Below are 17297 nucleotides of genomic sequence, written 5' to 3' on the forward strand. Positions count from 1 at the left end.
CGGTCCCCGGGGGGCGTCTCCCGGCCGCGGCTTCGCGGACGACCCCCAAGAGCCAACCCCCTCCGGAACGCACGCTTCGACGACGCATCGTCGCCACCCATGCGCTCGTTTCCACCCCTCCCCGACGTTCGCGACTCGCGGGCCCCCGATGCCCTCCTCAGCGGCCACCTCTGGCTCCTCGAACTGATCGACGGGACGGGACTCCGGTTCCGGATGGAGGCGTCGGGACTCCTCCGCTTCGGCGACCCGGAGACGACGTACGGGGACCCGGGGGCGGCCCCGGTCGCGCTTCGCCCCGCTGTCAGGGACGTCCGCGAGCGGTTCGACCGCGACGCCCTCCGAGACGCGGTCGACACCCCCGAGGGCGTGACGTTCTTCGGCGTCGCCACCCACCACCGCGGGACCGACTACGACTGGGATCGGCTCCCGCCGTTTCTCGGAACGGACGTGTGGATCGGGACGCATGAGGGGTCCGAGTCGGAGGCGCGGGCGGGGGCGTTCCGGCCGCCCGACGCCGCCGCGGCCATCTTCGAGGGAGTCGGGCTCGATCCGGTGAACGCGATCGAGCGCGAGGTGAACGGTCGGGACTTCGATCCGGAGGCGTACGCGGTTCCCCAGTCAGCGTGGCGTGACGGGCCGGCCGCCGGCGTCGTCGTGCGAAACAAGCGCGGAGGGCGAGGGGTGATCCGCGCGGCGGACGGACCGACGGACACGGGCGCGGAAGCCCCGGCGGTCGACGATCCGGAAGCGATCGCCGCGACGTACGTCACCGACGACCGGTTCGAGCGCGTCGTCGAAGCCCTCGATCGGCGGGGGGAAGAGCCGACCGTCGACGCGGTCGCCGACCGGATCGTCGAGGCGATCGCGAGGGAGACGCCCGTTCGGTTCGCGGGCGGCGGCGGGAGCGCCGACCCGGCCCGGGTCCGCACCGCGGTCATCGAGCGGACCCGGAGGAGGCTCGACGACCGGTAGGTTGCCGGGACCGTCACGTACTGGTACATTGTTGCGCTCTCACGCCCGCGCGCGTGCGCCGGCTTTATAACCCGGCACCGACTAGCCCCGTCAAGTTCTATGCCAGAGCAGAGCGACTACGGAGCCGGCCAGATCCAGGTCCTCGAGGGCCTGCAGGCCGTCCGTAAACGTCCGGCAATGTATATCGGGTCCACGGACGGCCGAGGGCTCCACCATCTCGTCTACGAGGTCGTCGACAACTCCATCGACGAGGCGCTCGCGGGGTACTGCGACGAGATCACCGTCACGATCCACGACGACGGCTCCGTCAGCGTCAGCGACGACGGCCGCGGGATCCCGGTCGACACCCACGAGAAGTACGACCGCCCGGCGCTCGAAGTGATCATGACCGTCCTCCACGCCGGCGGGAAGTTCGACTCCAAGTCCTATCAGGTCTCCGGCGGGCTCCACGGCGTCGGGGTCAGCGTCGTCAACGCCCTCTCCGAGCGGCTGGAGGTCGAAGTGAAACGCGACGGCGGCGTCTACCGCCACGAGTTCGCCCGCGGCGAGCCCGTCGAAGGCGGGTTCGAGCGCGTCCGCGACATGGACGAGGGCGAGGACACCGGGACGTACATCCGGTTCTGGCCCGACACGGAGATCTTCGAGACGGACGAGTTCGAGTTCTCGACGCTCGCCAACCGCCTGCGCGAGCTGGCGTTCCTCAACTCCGGCGTCGCCGTCTCGCTCGTCGACGACGCGGGCGAGGAAGAGACGTTCCGCTACGAGGGCGGCATTCGGGAGTTCGTCGGCTACCTCAACGAGACGCGGACGCCGATCCACGACGAGGTCATCTACTTCCAGGACGAGCAGGACGACATCCACGTCGAGGTCGCGATGCAGGCGACCGAGGAGCTGCAGGGCTCCGTCCACGCGTTCGCGAACAACATCAACACCCGCGAGGGCGGGACCCACCTCACCGGCTTCAAGACCGCCCTGACCCGCACCGTCAACGACTACGCCAACGAACACGGGCTCGTCGACGACCTCGACGCGAACCTCAAAGGCGAGGACGTGCGCGAGGGGCTCACGGCGGTCATCTCGGTGAAACACCCCGACCCGCAGTTCGAGGGGCAGACGAAGACGAAGCTCGGCAACAGCGAGGTGCGCGGCATCGTCGAGTCCGCGACCCACGAGAAGCTCGGGACCTTCTTCGAGGAGAACCCCGACACCGCCCGGAAAGTCGTTCACAAGGCCGCGGAGGCCGCCAGGGCGCGCAAGGCCGCGAAGAAGGCAGAGGAGCTCACCCGACGGAAGTCCGCGCTGGAGTCGACGGCGCTGCCCGGCAAGCTCGCCGACTGTCAGACCCGCGACCCCACCGAGGCCGAGCTGTTCGTCGTCGAGGGCGACTCCGCGGGCGGCTCGGCCAAGCAGGGCCGCAACCGCGAGAATCAGGCGATCCTCCCGCTCAAGGGGAAGATCCTCAACGTCGAGAAACACCGGCTCGACCGCATCCTCGAAAACGACGAGATCCGCGCGCTGATCACCGCGATCGGCGCGGGGATCGGCGAGGAGTTCGACATCGACGACGTTCGGTACAACAAGATCATCATCATGACGGACGCCGACGTCGACGGCGCCCACATCCGGACGCTCCTGCTCACGCTGTTGTACCGCCACATGAAGCCGCTTCTCGAAGCGGGCTACGTGTACGCGGCCCAGCCGCCCCTGTACCGCGTCCGGTACCGCGGCGAGACGTACGACGCGATGACGGAGGCGGAGCGCGACCGGATCGTCGAGGAGAAGTGCGACGGCAGCCCGGACCAGGTCCAGCGGTTCAAGGGGCTCGGCGAGATGAACCCCGACCAGCTGTGGGACACGACGATGGACCCCGAGAACAGACGGCTCAAGCGGATCAACATCGACGACGCCGCCGCCGCCGACCGGATGTTCAACGTGCTGATGGGTGACGCTGTCGAGCCGCGCAAGCAGTTCATCAAAGAGCACGCGACCGAGGCGGAGTGGGTGGACATATGAGCTCGGACGTCCCCGACGTCGACGCCAGCGACGTTCGCGCCGCGCAGGTGACGAACGCCCGCATCGAAGACGAGATGGAGCAGTCGTACATCGACTACGCGATGTCGGTGATCGCGGGTCGCGCGCTCCCCGACGTCCGCGACGGGCTCAAACCCGTCCACCGGCGCATCCTCTACGCGATGCACGAGGCGGGCGTCACCAGCAACTCCTCGCACCGCAAGTCCTCGTCCGTCGTCGGCGAGACGATGGGCGACTACCACCCGCACGGCGACAGCGCCATCTACGACACGCTCGCCCGGATGGCCCAGGACTTCTCGATGCGGTACCCGCTCGTCGACGGGCAGGGGAACTTCGGCTCCGTCGACGGCGACCCGCCGGCGGCGATGCGGTACACGGAGGCCCGCATGGCCCCCATCGCCGAGGAGCTGCTGTCCGACATCGAGCGCGACACGGTCGATTTTACGTCGAACTACGACGACCGGCTCGAGGAGCCCGAAGTGTTGCCCGCGGCGCTCCCGCACCTGCTCGTCAACGGCTCCTCCGGGATCGCGGTCGGGATGTCGACGAACATCCCGCCGCACAACCTCGGCGAGGTGATCGACGCCACCGTCGAGCTGATCGAGGACCCCGACTGTACCGTCGAGGACCTGATGGAGCACGTCAAGGGGCCCGACTTCCCGACCGGCGCGAACATCGTCGGTCGGAACGCGGTCCACAAGGCGTACAAGACGGGGCGCGGACGGCTCCGCGTCCGCGCCGAGTTCGAGGTCGACGAGGAGGAGGGACGGATCGTCATCTCGGAGCTCCCCTTCCAGCAGAACAAGTCACGCCTCGTCGAGCGCATCGCCGAGGACGTCAACGAGGGGGCGATCGAGGGGATCCGCGACCTCCGCGACGAGTCCGACCGCGACGGGATCCGCGTCGTCGTCGAGCTCAAGCGCGACGCGATGGCGGAGGTCGTCAAAAACCAGCTGTTGGAGAGCCACCTCGAACGCACCTTCGGCGTCATCAACCTCGCGTTGGTGGACGGCTCGCCGCAGGTGCTGAACCTGAAGGAGACGCTCGAACACTACGTCGAGCACCGCCGCGACGTGGTCCGGCGGCGCTCCGAGCACGAACTCGAGGAGCGCGAGGACCGCGCGCACATCCTCGAAGGGCGGCTGAAGGCGCTCGAACAGGTCGACGACGTGGTCGAGACCATCCAGGACTCCGACGACCGCGACGCCGCGAAGGCGGCGCTGGAGGCCGACTACGAGTTCAGCGAGGCGCAGGCGGCCCACATCGTCCGGATGCAGCTCGGCTCGCTCACCTCGATGGAGACCCAAGAGATCGAGTCCGAGTACGAGGACGTGACCGCGCGGATCGAGCGGCTGAAGACGATCCTCGCCGACCCCGACGAGCTCGATCAGGTGATCATCAGCGAGCTCCGGGAGATCAAAGACGAGTACGACGACGAGCGGCGCACGAGTTTCATCGAGGACGTGGGCGACGTGACCCACGAGGACCTCATCCCCGAGGAGGAGTGCGTCGTCATGATGAGCGAGGACGACTACATCAAGCGGATGTCGCTCGACACGTTCCGCGCGCAGAACCGCGGCGGGAAGGGGATCATCGGCACCGACCTCAAGGAGGGCGACCGCGTCTCCTCCGTGTTCGCCGCCAACTCCCACGACTACCTGCTCGTGTTCACCAACCGCGGCCAGATCTACGAGCTGAAGACGTACGAGATCCCGGAGATGTCCCGGACCGCTCGCGGGAAGTCCGCGGTCAACCTCCTCGACCTCGACGACGGCGAGGAGATCGAAGCGGTCGTCAACACCGACGACCTCGACGACGACGAGTTCCTCACGATGGTCACCCGCGACGGGTACATCAAGCGGACCGCCGTCGACGAGTTCGGCAACATCCGGTCGACCGGGATCCGGGCGATCCGGCTGGAGGACGGCGACGAGCTCGTCGACGTGGAGGTGACCGACGGCGACACCGACATCGTCATCGGAAGCCGGAACGGGATGGCGATCCGGTTCGACGAGGCGGAGGCGCGGGCGATGGGCCGCACGGCCCGCGGCGTGATCGGCATCGACCTGCGCGAGGGCGACGCGGTCGCCGGGGTCGCCGCCATCGACGACGACTACCACAACTGGGTGCTCACCGTCACCGAGAACGGCTACGGGAAGCGCTCCGATCTGGACGAGTACCGCCTGCAGTCACGCAACGGGAAGGGCCTGATCGACATCAAGACCGGCGACCGCAACGGCGAGTCGGTCGCCATCGAAGCGGTCACCTACGGCGACCACCTGATCGCGATGAGCGACGACGGCCAGATCATGCGGACCCGCGTCGAGGAGATCTCGACCGTGAGCCGCAACACGAAGGGCGTCATCGTCATGAACCTGGATCCGGACGACACGGTCGCCTCCGTCGACATCGTTCCCGAGTCGGCGTACGCCGAGACGGACGACGACGAGACGGATGACAGCGAGGCTGACGACGACGCGGCAGACGACGGCGAGGCCGGCGACGCCAACGACGGCGAACCGGCCGACGAGACCGACGAGTAGCCTCGTCGGAGCGGCGCGCAGCAGCCTTCTCAGTTCTCAGCGCGCTGTTGTGCTCACGGGGAGAGAGACGCCGTCGACGGCGGGAGCGTCTCGGTCGCCGGTGCGTGCGCCGATCCGCGGTAGCCGAACGTGCAGGAAAATTACTTACGGTCACCGCGAAAACGGCCGAACGAGATGGACGAGTACGAGGGGATAGACGAGGTCGTACACGAGCCGACCGAGGCGTTCGCCGAGTCGACGAACGTCGCCGCGTTCATGCGCGAGTACGGGATCGACGACTACGAGGCGCTGATCGAGCGCACCACCTCGGAGGTCCCGGGCGAGCCCGAGTCCGGCGTCGACTGGTTCTGGGACGAGGTCGTCGACTACCTCGACATCGACTTCTACGCCGACTACGACAGGGTGCGCGACGACGCCGACGGCCCGCAGTTCACCGACTGGTTCCCCGGCGGCGAGATCAACGTCGCGCACAACGTCGTCGACCGCCACGCCGCCGTCGACTCGCCGAACCGCAACCGGGTCGCGCTGATCTGGGAGGGGGAGCCCGGCGACGTGCGGGAGGTCACGTTCCACGAGCTCAAACGCGAGAGCGACCGCGTCGCCAACTACCTGGAGTCGGCCGGGATCGAGACGGGAGACACGGTCGGGCTGTACATGCCGATGGTGCCCGAGGTCGTCTCCATCCTCTACGGCTGCCTGAAGGTCGGCGCGATCGCGGTGCCGATCTTCTCCGGGTTCGGCACGGAGGCGACAGCGACCCGGATCGCGGACGCCGAGCCGTCGGTCCTGTTCACCGGAGACGGGTTCTACCGGCGCGGGAGCGAGGTGCGGCTGAAGGCGACCGCGGACGCGGCGATCGAGGAGGCCGGCCGCGTCGAGGAGGTCGTCGTCTACGACCGGCTCGGGGCGACGCCGCCCGGCGGTGCTGACGACCCGATCCCGTGGGACGCCGAGCGAGACGTGACGTGGGAGGAGGCGGTCGGGTCCCAGCCGGTCGGCTACGAGACGAAGCGACTCCCCAGCGATCGGGAGTCCATGCTGTTGTACTCCTCCGGGACCACCGGCGAGCCGAAGGGGATCGTTCACACCCACGCGGGCGTTCTCACGCAGTGCGCGAAGGAGATCCACTTCGGGTTCGATCAGAAGCCCGCGGACCGGTTCTTCTGGGTCTCCGACATCGGGTGGATGATGGGGCCGTGGACGCTGATCGGCAACCACGCCTTCGGCGGGACGGTGGTGATGTACGAGGGCGCGCCGGACCACCCGGAGCCGGACCGGTTCTGGGAGATAATCGACCGACACGGAATCACCCAGTTCGGCATCTCGCCGACCGCGATCCGCGCGCTCCGCAAACACGGCGATGAGTGGGTGGAGGACCACGACCTCTCCTCGCTCCGCGTCCTCGGCTCCACCGGCGAGCCGTGGGACCCCGAGTCGTGGCGGTGGTTCTACGACGCGGTCGGCGGGGGCGACTGCCCGATAATCAACATCTCCGGCGGCACGGAGATCTGCGGCTGCTTCCTGATGCCGATGCCGAACCAACCCCTCAAACCGTGCACGCTCGGCGGTCCGGGACTCGGGATGGACATCGACATCGTCGACGAGGCCGGGGAGTCCGTCAGGGAGTCTGGCGAGCGGGGGTTCCTCGTCGCTCGCGACTCCTGTCCCTCGATGACCAAGTCGCTGTGGTCGGGCGACGAGCGATACATCGCGGAGTACTGGTCGACGTGGGAGGGCCTCTGGGACCACGGCGACTTCGCGCAGAAGGACGACGACGGGTTCTGGTTCCTCCACGGGCGCGCCGACGACGCCCTGAACGTCGCCGGCCGGAAGGTCGGACCCGCCGAGATCGAGGGGGTGCTCATCGACCACGACGCCGTCAACCAGGCCGCCGCGGTCGGCGTCCCCGACGACACCACCGGGACCGCGGTGGTCGCGTACGTCGTGCTCGAACCCGACGCCGAGCCGAGCGACGACCTCCGCGAGGAACTCCGGGCGCTGGTCGGCGAGGAGCACGGGAAGCCGTTCCGACCGCGCGAGCTCCTCTTCGTCGACGCCTTCCCGAAGACGCAGTCCGGAAAGATCATCCGGCGCGCGATCGAGTCGGTGTACAGGGGTGAGGATCCGGGCGACCTCTCGTCGATGGAGAACCCGGAGGCGCTGGAGGAACTGCGCGATCCCGCCTGAGCGACCGGCCGCGCGGTCGGCGGCGAGGACGGGCGTCCGCTACGCGTTCGCGTCGTCGACCGCGGCTTCGACCGCGTCGTAGTCGGGCTCCTGTCCGGGGGAGTCCGCGAGCCACCGGTAGGTCACGACGCCGTCGCCGTCGATCACGAAGACCGCGCGACGCGCGACCGTATCGACGCCGTAGTGGTCGAACGACTCGACGACGTCGTACGCCTCGATCGCGCGGTGCGCCGGGTCGGCGACGAGCGCGAACGGGAGGTCGTACTGCGAGCGGTACGCGGTGAGCGCGTGCGGGAGATCGGTGCTCACGCCGAGCAGCGTGCAGTCGTCGCGGTCGAAGCCGTCGCGGAGCGCCTCCATCTCGTCGGTGCAGGTGTTCGAGAAGGCGGCCGGGAAGAAGGCGAGCACGACCGGCTCGTCGCCGAGGCGGTCAGACAGATCGAACGGTTCGATCTCGTCGGTCACGATCGAGGCGGTGAACGTCGGGGCGTCGTCGCCGACATCTGGCATACCGATCGGTTGCGCCCCCGGGGCATCATCGTTTCGCCGTCGGCAGCCGATTCGGGGGGATTACGAGACGGATATCAGCGAACCCGAAACCGCCACGATCTGCAGTCTCGGTGGCGTTTCGGTGGGATTCGCGGGGCGGGTATCGAGGCAAAAAGACTATAGTCGCAAGAGGGCTACGGTCGTGTAGAGATGGTAAGTGCGATTCCACTGATCGGCGGCATCCCGGCGGGCCCGGAGCTTCTCATCATCCTGCTCGTGTTGGTCCTGCTGTTCGGGGCGAACAAGATCCCGAAGCTCGCTCGCTCGACCGGCCAAGCGATGGGCGAGTTCAAGAAGGGGCGAGAACAGGTCGAGGAAGAACTACAGGAGATGCAGGGCGACGAGGAGGACGAGACGCCGATCGAGACCGACTCCACGGTCGAGGACGAGGACGACGAGTTCGAGACCGAAACCGAGAAAGAGACCAGCGCGTAATCGGCTCCACGGCGCCGACCGATCCCCGCAGCGACATTTTCTCCACCCGTCTCGGGCGCGTGGCCTAGCGGACAGGGCGAGAGGTTCCTAACCTCTCGATCGCGGGTTCGAATCCCGTCGCGCCCGCTATCTGCGAACGAAGTGAGCAGTAGCGGCACAAGCGGGATTCGAAACAGGGAGCGGAGCGAGCGAAGTGACTGAGGTTCGAATCCCGTCGCGCCCGCTCCTTCGCTGACGCTCAGTCACGATCGCGACTGACTCCACGCTCACTACGTTCGCTCGCGTGGATCCCGCCGTGTCCGTCGGTAAACTGTTCTCACGGGTCGTCGTCGAGCCGCCGGAACGATCGGCTCGCGAGCCACACCGACCCGACGCCGATCGCGAGCGTCGCCCCCGCGAGCAGGGGACCCGGATCGTAGAGGAGCGGGGGGTGGTAGCCGGCGCCGTAGTCGAGTCCGACGTTGGCGACGACGAGCGCGAGCGCGAGAGCCAGCGCGCCGCGGGTGGTCCGGCCGAACGCCGGGAACAGCAGGGCGAGCCCCACGAAACAGAGGTGGGTACCGAGCACGCCCCAGTAGTAGATCCACGCGTCGGGAGCCGCGACGTACTCGCCGAACGCGAGATTCAGGGAGACGAGCGGCCAGAGCCCGAACTGGACCAACCACACGAACCCGAGGGTCTGGAGGTGCGCGAGCCCGCGCGAGGTCGGAGCGTCGGTCACGCCCTCCCCGCGGCGAACCGTCGGAGCGAGAGTTAGAAGCGCGGCCCCGCCGAGCGCGACCGCGACCGCCGAGTCCGCGTACAGCGGCCACAGCGGGACCGGGACGCTACCGGCGGTCGGCGCGTAGTACGCGATCCCGACCGCGAGCATGAAGGCGGTGAACGCGAGCACGACCGCGAGGCTCCGCGTCGTGCCGAGCAGCTCCTCGGCGATCGCCTCGCGGACGCGCCGCCGAACGGACGCGTGTCGGAGGCGGCCGAGCGACCGGAGTCCGCCGGAGGCGTCGGAGCGTGTCACACCACTCGGTTCGCCCGCGACGACCTAAAGGCCGCCCTCTCGGTCCGATCGCGTCACTCCCGCCGCAGGTCCAAGCTCTGTGCCGTCGGGAGGGTCCAGCCGTACGTGACCGCGGCCAGTCGGGTCCCGACCGTCACGGCCGCACACGCCGCGGCGGCGGTCCCGGCGGTCGCGCCCGCCGCTCCCGCGACCCAGTACGCGCTCCCGCCGAGGACCGCACAGCTCGCGTAGAAGTCCTCGAAGAGGATGAACGGGGCTCGATCGAGGAGGATGTCGGCGAACGCCCCGCCGCCGACCGCGTTGATCGTCGCGATCGCCACGACGCCGAACGCCGACACGCCGACCCCGGTCGCGACGATCGCGCCGGCCGTCGCGAACGCGGCCAGTCCGATGGCGTCCGAGACGACGGTAACCGGATGCGTCTCCGGTGCGGAGAGCACGGCGTTCAGCCCGACCGCCAGGGCGACGCCGAGTAGCCCCAACCCGATCTCGATGGGGGACTGAAGCGCGAGCGGAACGCGGGCCACGAGGAGGTCGCGGGTCGCGCCGCCGACGAACGCCATCGCCAGCCCGACGATGACGATCCCGAGCAGGTCGAACTCCTCGCGGATCGCCTTCGACGACCCGACGAGCGCGAACGCGACCAACCCGATCGTGTTCATCACGGCGAACGGGTCGCCGAACAACACCGAAGCGAAACCCAGACTCACTGTCGCCGGCTACGACCGCGAGACCCATGAGTGTGCCGTCGTGTCCGCAGCCCGCATCGAAAGCCTTCTCGACGCAGTGGACGAACTCGGCGTGATGTCGTGGCTCATCCTGTTCGTCGCCGGCCTGTTCGAGATCGCGTGGGCCATCGGACTGGAGTACTCCGACGGCTTCACCGAGCCGCTGCCGACGGCGGGCACGATCGCCGCGCTCGTCGTCAGCATGGTGTTGCTCGGGAGGGCGGTACAGGACCTCCCGATCGGGACCGCCTACGCCGTGTGGACGGGGATCGGTGCCGTCGGTACCGCGTCGCTCGGCGTCGTCCTGTTCGACGAGCCGGCGACCGGCGCACGCCTCCTCTGTATCTCCGTGATCGTCGTCGGCATCGTCGGGCTCCACCTCGTCTCCGGGGGCCACTGAGGGGTCCATCATCGGTCCGCGGCCCCCGCTTCGATCTCGCCCCGGACTATATAAATGGTTGACAAGTCGTCGATCGCCGGACCCCCCTCTAGATGCGCGCCACAGACCGCGATTCATGGATTATCAGTCGCGGTGTTTTGCGAGACACCTTTTTCAACGGGCGAATCGTGCACGCACGTATGACTGCCGAGGACGCCGAGCATTCGCCCTTCTCGCCCGACGAGACGGCGGAATCTCCGGCGTCTGACCGGCTGACGGCGGATACTCCGGTGTCGGTGGGGCGATTCTCGTGGCGCTCGTTCCTCCGCGACCGCGGGCGCGAGGACGCCGCGACCGAGCTGTACGCCGACATCGGCGAGGCACCGGTCGTGCCCGCGACCTCCGTCGCCGCCCACGTCGAGGAGGGCGTCGACCGGGTGGTCCGCGCCGCCGGCGTCGACGAGCCGTACACGGCCGACGGCGACACCGCCGTTCCGGGACACGGTACGCCCGAGGCGGGGACGCTCGTGATCGGTCCGGACCACGTCGTTCTCAGCGGCGCGGCCGTCGTCCCCGCCGGGACCTCGACCGCGGCGGCGACTTCCGAACCCGAAGCGGAGCCGGTTGACGAGGCGGAAGACACCGAAGGGGAGGTACAAGCGGGCGGCGAGGGGGAAGAACAAGCAGGCGACGAGAAGGAGGCACAAGAGGGCGACGACGTGGACGAGGGCGACAGCGGCGGCGTCGGTGAAGGAGGCGACGGAGAAGAAGGCGGCGGAGAGGCAGGCGAAATCGAGGGCGGCGGAGAGGCAGGCGAAATCGAGGGCGGCGGAGAGGCAGGCGAAATCGAGGGCGGCGGGACCGCGGACGAGACCACGGAACGGCCCGGCATCGCGGTCGACGGCGCGGGGGTCTCGGGGGTCGTCGTCGCCGCGGCCACTGAGGTGGAGTCGGTTCCGCGACGCGCACCGACGAGCGAGGAGTGGGATCGGGTCGGCGTGGACCCGAGCGACTTCCTCGGGTTCGACCCGTCGGAGACGGCGTTCCGGTTCGGGGGCGCCGCGGCCGTGGGAGACGTGCTCTGGGACCTCTGTTCGGCCCGGTACAACCTCTACGAGGTGCCGGTGCTCAAGGGGTACTACACGTGGGACGACTACCGCGACGAGTACTTCCTCGGCGAGGACGGGAACCCGCCGGCCGAGGAGAACGAGGAGGGCGAAGCGGAGCCGCTGGCGTTCACGCACGACGACAAAGTCGAGGCGCTGGGGTTCGATCCCGACCGGACGGAGGAACTACTGGGAGCGGGTGGCGCCGCCGCCGCCGACCTCGCGGAGCTGGTCGACGAGCGCACCGTCAACGTGAACCCAGAGGTCGACGAGGACGCGTTCTTCTCGACGGACGAGGGCCACACCACGCTCGCGAACCGGTACGACTTGGAGAAGGCGGTGCCGATGCCGAAGAAGCGTCACTTCCGCGAGATCGAGCGGTACTGGGTGAACAAGCCGTACGCCTTCGTGATCGTGTTCCGGTCGACGAAGGAGAACGAGGTGAAGTACTACGCAGTCCAGCCGTACCGGACCGAGATCGAGACCGACCTGATCGAGTTCCTCACCGGGAAGCTCCGGACGTCGATCAAGTACGCCGACGAGTCGATCGCGGGCGGCGACGAGGCGTTCCGCGAGGGCGTGATCGTCGACGAGACGCTGACGCTGCTCGACCGGTACGACCTCTACGAGCGCGCGGACGACACCAGAGGCCCCGTCGACGACCTCGTGGACGACCTCGTGGACCGCTTCGGCTTCGACCTCACGGAGGGGATCGCCGGGCGGATCTCCGAGTCACTCGGGTACGAACCGCCGACGGAGTCGAGCCCGACCCCCGAGAAGGTGCTCGCTCGACCCGAGCCGGCGGTGCTCGCGGAGGACCCGAAGACGCTCTCGGAACATCAGGTCGAGAAGCTGCTGTACTACCTCAAGCGGGACTTCATCGGGTACGAGCGCATCGACCCGATCAAGTACGACATCAACGTCGAGGATATCTCCTGTGACGGGTACAACTCCCCGGTGTTCGTCTACCACTCCGACTACGAACAGATCATCACCAACGTCTACCACGGGACCGACGAGCTCGACGACTTCGTCGTGAAGCTCGCGCAGCGCTCCGGGAAGGGGATCTCGAAGCGCCGCCCGCAGGTGGACGCCACGCTCCCGGACGGCTCCCGCGCCCAGCTCACGCTCGGACGCGAGGTGTCGGACCACGGCACCAACTACACGATCCGGCAGTTCAACGACGTGCCGTTCACCCCGATCGACCTGATCAACTGGAAGACGTTCTCGCTCGACGAGATGGCCTTCCTCTGGCTCTCGATCGAGAACCACAAGAGCCTGATCTTCGCGGGCGGCACCGCCTCCGGGAAGACGACGAGCCTGAACGCCGTCTCCCTCTTTATCCCCTCGAACTCGAAGATCGTCTCCATCGAGGACACCCGCGAGGTGGAGCTTCCCCAGCGAAACTGGATCGCCTCCGTCACGCGCCCCTCCTTCTCCGACGACGACAAGGGCGACATCGACGAGTTCGACCTGCTGGAGGCCGCGCTCCGCCAGCGCCCCGACTACATCGTGATGGGCGAGATCCGGGGCGAAGAGGGGCGCACGGCCTTCCAGGTGATGTCGACCGGCCACACCACCTACACGACGTTCCACGCCGACACGGTCGGCGAGGTGCTCAAGCGGTTCACCACCGACCCGATCAACGTCTCGAAGACGATGTTCACCGCGCTCGATCTGGTCTCGGTCCAGACCTCCACGCGGGTGCAGGGGAAGAAGGTGCGCCGGAACAAGTCGCTGACCGAGATCAACCACTACGACGCCGAGAACGACGAGATCAACGTCCAAGACGTGTTCCAGTGGCAGGCGGAAACCGACGAGTTCCTCCAGATGGGCGACTCGAACACCCTCGAAGACATCATGTTCGACCGCGGCTGGAGCCGCGAGACGCTGGACGAGGAGCTCCGGAAGCGCCGCGTCGTGTTAGCGTACCTCATCGACCGCGGGCTCAACAGCTACGCGCAGGTCGCGGCGACGTTCCAGGCGTTCATCAACGACCCGGAGACGGTGCTCGCGCTGATGGCGAACGAGGAGCTGGAGCGGTCGCTCGAGGACCTCCGCGAGATGGAGTCGGTGCTGATCAACGTCGACCGCGACAAAGAGGAGATGGTGCCGCGACCGGAGCCGGACGAGGCGGGCCGGGAGGAGGTCGAGGGGATCCTGGAGTCGGCCGAGGACCTGTTCGCGGAGTACCGCGGTCGGATGCCCGACTCCGTGGCCGACGCCCTCCTCGATGTCGCGCCGGCACCCGACGTCGAGGCGGAGCCCGGCTCCGAGCGCGAGGCGCTCGCGCAGGCGGCGGACGAGGCCGCGGCGGCGGACGCCGACGCGGACGAAAGGGACAGTCCGGACGACGCGGACGACAGCGCGGACGACGCGGACGACGCGGACGAAAGGGACAGTCCGGACGACGCGGACGACACGACCGACACGGACGGAGCGATCGACTTCGACGAGCCGTTCGACGGCGGGATCGACGTGCTCGATTCGGCTCCGGAGCGGGAGTCGGAGCCGGCTCCGGAGCCTGTTTTAAACGGCATCGACGCCGGCGACAAGACGGCTGTCGACGGCATCGATTCCGAGGAAGGTGGAAGCGCAGCACGCGGCGGTGAGGATGACGACGCCGAGAGCGCTGGTGAGAGTGAGGACGCCGAAGGTGACGGCGAGGAGAGGCAGGACGAGGAGGGGGAGGGCCGCGACGAAAGCATCGACGACTGGGGCTTCGGGTCCGTCGAATCCCCGGAGGAGCGGTAGTCCCGTGGTCCGAGCGAGGTGGGTCGCGTGAGTCTCGACACGGGGGTCGGCGACGGCTCCGTCGACGGCAACCTCCTCGCGGGACTGTTCTATCCCGTCTTCGAGCTGATATTCGACGAGGACGGCGACTTCGTCGGCGACGTGGAGCGGAAGCTCGCGGAGGCGCGGATGCCGGATCAGGTGGAGATGTACGTCTCGCGCGCGCTCGGCGTCGGTCTGATCGTCGGCGGAGCCCTCTGGGCGCTCGGGACGCTGACCGGCTACGGGGTGTTCTCGCTCGGGCTGATCGACCCCGAGGCGCTCTCGCTCGGCGTGCCCGCGCCCACGCCGGCGGTCCAGTCGTTCCTGCGTTCGCTCGTCGTCCCCGCCGCGGTCCTCGTCAGCGGACTCGTGTTCGGGGCGATCGGGTTCGCGATCGGGTTCGGCGGCGTGATCGCGATCCCCTACTCGCGGGCGTCGGCGCGGGAGCGCGAGATCAACCTCCTGCTCGCGGACTCGGTGTCGTTCATGTACGCGCTGTCGGTCGGGGGGCTCAATCAGCTGGAGATCCTCCGCGCGATGGCGACGGCGGAGGACACCTACGGCGAGGTGTCACGCGAGTTCCAGAGCATCGTCAACGAGACGGAGTACTTCGGCACCGACTACCGGAACGCGATCCGCCAGCAGTCGATGGAGACCCCCTCCGACGAGCTCTCGCAGTTCCTCGCCGACATGCTCTCCATCGTCAACTCCGGCGGCGACATGGAGAGCTTCCTGAAGGACAAAAAGGAGAAACACCTCCGCACGTCGAAACAGGAGCGCGAGATGACGCTGGAGACGCTGGAGCTGTTCGGCGAGATGTATATGACGCTGTCGCTGTTCCCCCTCCTCCTCATCATCATCCTCGTCATCATGGGGATGATGGGCGAGTCGGACGAACGCCTGCTGTACGCGACGGTGTACCTCCTCATCCCGCTGACGGGCGCGGGGTTCCTGGTGCTCGTCTCCACGGTGAAGCAGGACGAGCCGGGCGACGGCTATCTCCGCCCCGACGGCGGCAGCGAGCGACTCCAACAGACCAGTCAAGAGGGGCTGCTCCACTTCGGACTGATCGAGGGGTTCGTCGGTCGGTTCGGCGTCTTCGATCGAATCCGCGACCGCGAGGGGACGTACAAGACCAAACAGATCATGTCCGCGCCGCACGTGTTCCTCCGGGACAACCCCCTCTACACGCTCGCGCTGACCGTGCCGGCCGCGCTCGTCGTCGTCGGCGTCGCGGTCGCCTCGGGGAACGCGCCGACGACCGTCGACGGCTGGGTCGCCCGTCCGGTGTGGTCGACGTTCATCTGGGTGTACCTCCCCGCGTACCTCGTGATGGGACCGCTCGCGGTGTTCCACGAGTGGAGCCAGCGGTCCAAGCGGGCGATCACGGGGAAGCTCTCTGAGAGCCTCCGAAAGCTCTCCTCCGCGAACGACACCGGGCAGACGCTGCTCGAATCGGTCCAGACCGTGTCGGAAACGTCGACCGGAAAGCTCGCCGAGGAGTTCGAGGTGGTCCACGCGAAGGTGAACTACGGGATGAGCCTTCGGGACGCCCTAGTGGAGTTCAACAACTCCTACGCGGTCCCCCGGCTCGCCCGGACGGTGAAACTCATCTCGGAGGCGCAGGAGGCGTCCTCACAGATCACGGACGTGTTGACCACGGCGGCGCAGGCCTCGGAGAACCAGGACGACATCGAGCGCGAACGGATCTCCCGGACCCGGATGCAGGTGGCGATCATCGTGATGACGTACGTCACGCTGCTGGGCGTGATGGCCATCCTCCAGACCCAGTTCATCGACGTGATGGGCGGGCTCTCCTCGCAGGCGGACGGCGGGAGTACGGGCGGCGCGGGCTTCGGAGGTGGCGGCGGCGTCGACCCGGAGGTGCTCTCGCTGCTGTTCTTCCACGCCGTGACGCTGCAGGCGATCCTCTCCGGATTCATCAGCGGATACATCCGGAACGCAGACATCGTCTCCGGCGTCAAATTTGCCGTGGTCCTGATGACGCTCGCGCTGGGGGTGTGGATCTATGTGGGATGAGGGGCGCCGCGCGCAGACGCCGATCGATTTCGCGGTCGGTGCGAGCGTGTTCCTGTTGACGCTCGCGTTCGTGGTCGCCTTCGTCCCGACCGTCTTCGACCCCTTCTCGGGCGCGGCGACCGCGTCGCCGGTGGTGAGCGACCGCGTCGCGGCCGGTCTCGCGGGCGACCTGCTGGCCGCGTCGCCGACGGAGCCGGGCGTGCTGTCCCCCGCGTGCACCGCCGCCTTCTTCGAGGGCAACGCCACTCTCGGCAACGTCTCCGGCTGCCCGGACGGGGTCGACGACGACGCCGCGACGCAGTTCGGGCTCGACGAGGAGGTGTTGGTCGTGATCCACGCGCTGAACGAGTCGGCGCCGACCGGCAACGCCTCCTCGACGGTCGCAGTCGAGACCCGACACGCGAGCCGGGACGTGACGCTGAACCGAACCACCGACGACCCGAGCGGCCTCGCCCGGCGGGACGTCAGTGTCTCGCAGCGGGTCGTCTCGATCGACGGTGACCAGTACCGGCTCACCGTGCGGGTGTGGTGACG

Annotated in this window: 12 protein-coding genes and 1 tRNA gene; 10 read left to right on the top strand and 3 right to left on the bottom strand. The window is 68.2% G+C overall.

What is annotated here, in order from left to right:
* Nucleotides 1-99: 99 nt before the first annotated feature.
* From DJ69_RS15140 to DJ69_RS15155, 4 genes are all read left to right on the top strand, one after another.
* Entirely contained in the window at nucleotides 100-972 is an 873-nt protein-coding gene (locus DJ69_RS15140) for a hypothetical protein (protein ID WP_099256374.1), read from the top strand.
* 99 nt (nucleotides 973-1071) lie between these two features.
* Complete coding sequence (gene gyrB / locus DJ69_RS15145; RefSeq protein ID WP_099256375.1) at nucleotides 1072-2985, top strand: DNA topoisomerase (ATP-hydrolyzing) subunit B; 1914 nt, start codon at nucleotides 1072-1074, stop codon at nucleotides 2983-2985.
* A complete protein-coding gene (gene gyrA, locus DJ69_RS15150; RefSeq protein WP_099256376.1) occupies nucleotides 2982-5546 on the top strand; it encodes a DNA gyrase subunit A in 2565 nt (854 codons plus the stop codon). Before gyrB ends, gyrA begins: the two co-directional genes overlap by 4 nt.
* Before the next feature lie 174 nt (nucleotides 5547-5720).
* Nucleotides 5721-7733: an AMP-binding protein gene (locus tag DJ69_RS15155; RefSeq protein ID WP_099256377.1), complete on the top strand. Its 2013-nt coding sequence runs from the start codon at nucleotides 5721-5723 to the stop codon at nucleotides 7731-7733.
* 39 nt (nucleotides 7734-7772) lie between these two features.
* Here DJ69_RS15155 and DJ69_RS15160 read toward each other — a convergent pair whose 3' ends face one another.
* Nucleotides 7773-8243 (bottom strand): redoxin domain-containing protein, encoded by a 471-nt coding sequence (locus tag DJ69_RS15160; protein WP_099256378.1) that lies wholly within the window; start codon nucleotides 8241-8243, stop codon nucleotides 7773-7775.
* Nucleotides 8244-8432: 189 nt separating this feature from the next.
* On the opposite strand from DJ69_RS15160, the gene DJ69_RS15165 reads away from it, so the two are divergent.
* Together DJ69_RS15165 and DJ69_RS15170 are read left to right on the top strand one after the other, a co-directional pair.
* Nucleotides 8433-8717 carry a Sec-independent protein translocase subunit TatA/TatB gene (locus DJ69_RS15165; protein ID WP_099256379.1) on the top strand — a complete coding sequence of 95 codons (285 nt, stop codon included), beginning with the start codon at nucleotides 8433-8435 and terminating at the stop codon, nucleotides 8715-8717.
* Between the two features lie 53 nt (nucleotides 8718-8770).
* Nucleotides 8771-8843 (top strand) — tRNA-Arg (locus tag DJ69_RS15170).
* 190 nt (nucleotides 8844-9033) lie between these two features.
* Here DJ69_RS15170 and DJ69_RS15175 read toward each other — a convergent pair.
* Nucleotides 9034-9735 (bottom strand): DUF1405 domain-containing protein, encoded by a 702-nt coding sequence (locus tag DJ69_RS15175; RefSeq protein ID WP_099256380.1) that lies wholly within the window; start codon nucleotides 9733-9735, stop codon nucleotides 9034-9036.
* A gap of 53 nt (nucleotides 9736-9788) precedes the next feature.
* Entirely contained in the window at nucleotides 9789-10397 is a 609-nt protein-coding gene (locus DJ69_RS15180) for a trimeric intracellular cation channel family protein (RefSeq protein WP_099256381.1), read from the bottom strand.
* Nucleotides 10398-10539: 142 nt separating this feature from the next.
* On the opposite strand from DJ69_RS15180, the gene DJ69_RS15185 reads away from it, so the two are divergent.
* From DJ69_RS15185 to DJ69_RS15200, 4 genes are all read left to right on the top strand, one after another.
* The gene (locus DJ69_RS15185; RefSeq protein ID WP_099256406.1) at nucleotides 10540-10863 is read left to right on the top strand and encodes a DMT family transporter; all 324 of its coding nucleotides are present in this window, start codon (nucleotides 10540-10542) and stop codon (nucleotides 10861-10863) included.
* Nucleotides 10864-11042: 179 nt separating this feature from the next.
* Entirely contained in the window at nucleotides 11043-14702 is a 3660-nt protein-coding gene (locus DJ69_RS15190; RefSeq protein WP_099256382.1) for a type II/IV secretion system ATPase subunit, read from the top strand.
* A gap of 27 nt (nucleotides 14703-14729) precedes the next feature.
* On the top strand, nucleotides 14730-16763 hold the full coding sequence (locus DJ69_RS15195; RefSeq protein WP_099256407.1) for a type II secretion system F family protein: 2034 nt from the start codon (nucleotides 14730-14732) through the stop codon (nucleotides 16761-16763).
* Entirely contained in the window at nucleotides 16753-17295 is a 543-nt protein-coding gene (locus DJ69_RS15200; protein WP_099256383.1) for a DUF7287 family protein, read from the top strand. Before DJ69_RS15195 ends, DJ69_RS15200 begins: the two co-directional genes overlap by 11 nt.
* Nucleotides 17296-17297: the final 2 nt, after the last annotated feature.

This window comes from Halorubrum persicum, assembly GCF_002727125.1.
Lineage (GTDB): Archaea > Halobacteriota > Halobacteria > Halobacteriales > Haloferacaceae > Halorubrum > Halorubrum persicum.

Bases quoted from the DNA above. Each gene is read 5' to 3' on its own strand.
- DJ69_RS15140 (WP_099256374.1), top strand. From the start codon at position 100: ATGCGCTCGTTTCCACCCCTCCCCGACGTTCGCGACTCGCGGGCCCCC.
- gyrB (WP_099256375.1), top strand. From the start codon at position 1,072: ATGCCAGAGCAGAGCGACTACGGAGCCGGCCAGATCCAGGTCCTCGAG.
- gyrA (WP_099256376.1), top strand. From the start codon at position 2,982: ATGAGCTCGGACGTCCCCGACGTCGACGCCAGCGACGTTCGCGCCGCG.
- DJ69_RS15155 (WP_099256377.1), top strand. From the start codon at position 5,721: ATGGACGAGTACGAGGGGATAGACGAGGTCGTACACGAGCCGACCGAG.
- DJ69_RS15160 (WP_099256378.1), bottom strand. From the start codon at position 8,243: ATGCCAGATGTCGGCGACGACGCCCCGACGTTCACCGCCTCGATCGTG.
- DJ69_RS15165 (WP_099256379.1), top strand. From the start codon at position 8,433: ATGGTAAGTGCGATTCCACTGATCGGCGGCATCCCGGCGGGCCCGGAG.
- DJ69_RS15180 (WP_099256381.1), bottom strand. From the start codon at position 10,397: ATGAACACGATCGGGTTGGTCGCGTTCGCGCTCGTCGGGTCGTCGAAG.
- DJ69_RS15185 (WP_099256406.1), top strand. From the start codon at position 10,540: ATGTCGTGGCTCATCCTGTTCGTCGCCGGCCTGTTCGAGATCGCGTGG.
- DJ69_RS15190 (WP_099256382.1), top strand. From the start codon at position 11,043: ATGACTGCCGAGGACGCCGAGCATTCGCCCTTCTCGCCCGACGAGACG.
- DJ69_RS15200 (WP_099256383.1), top strand. From the start codon at position 16,753: ATGTGGGATGAGGGGCGCCGCGCGCAGACGCCGATCGATTTCGCGGTC.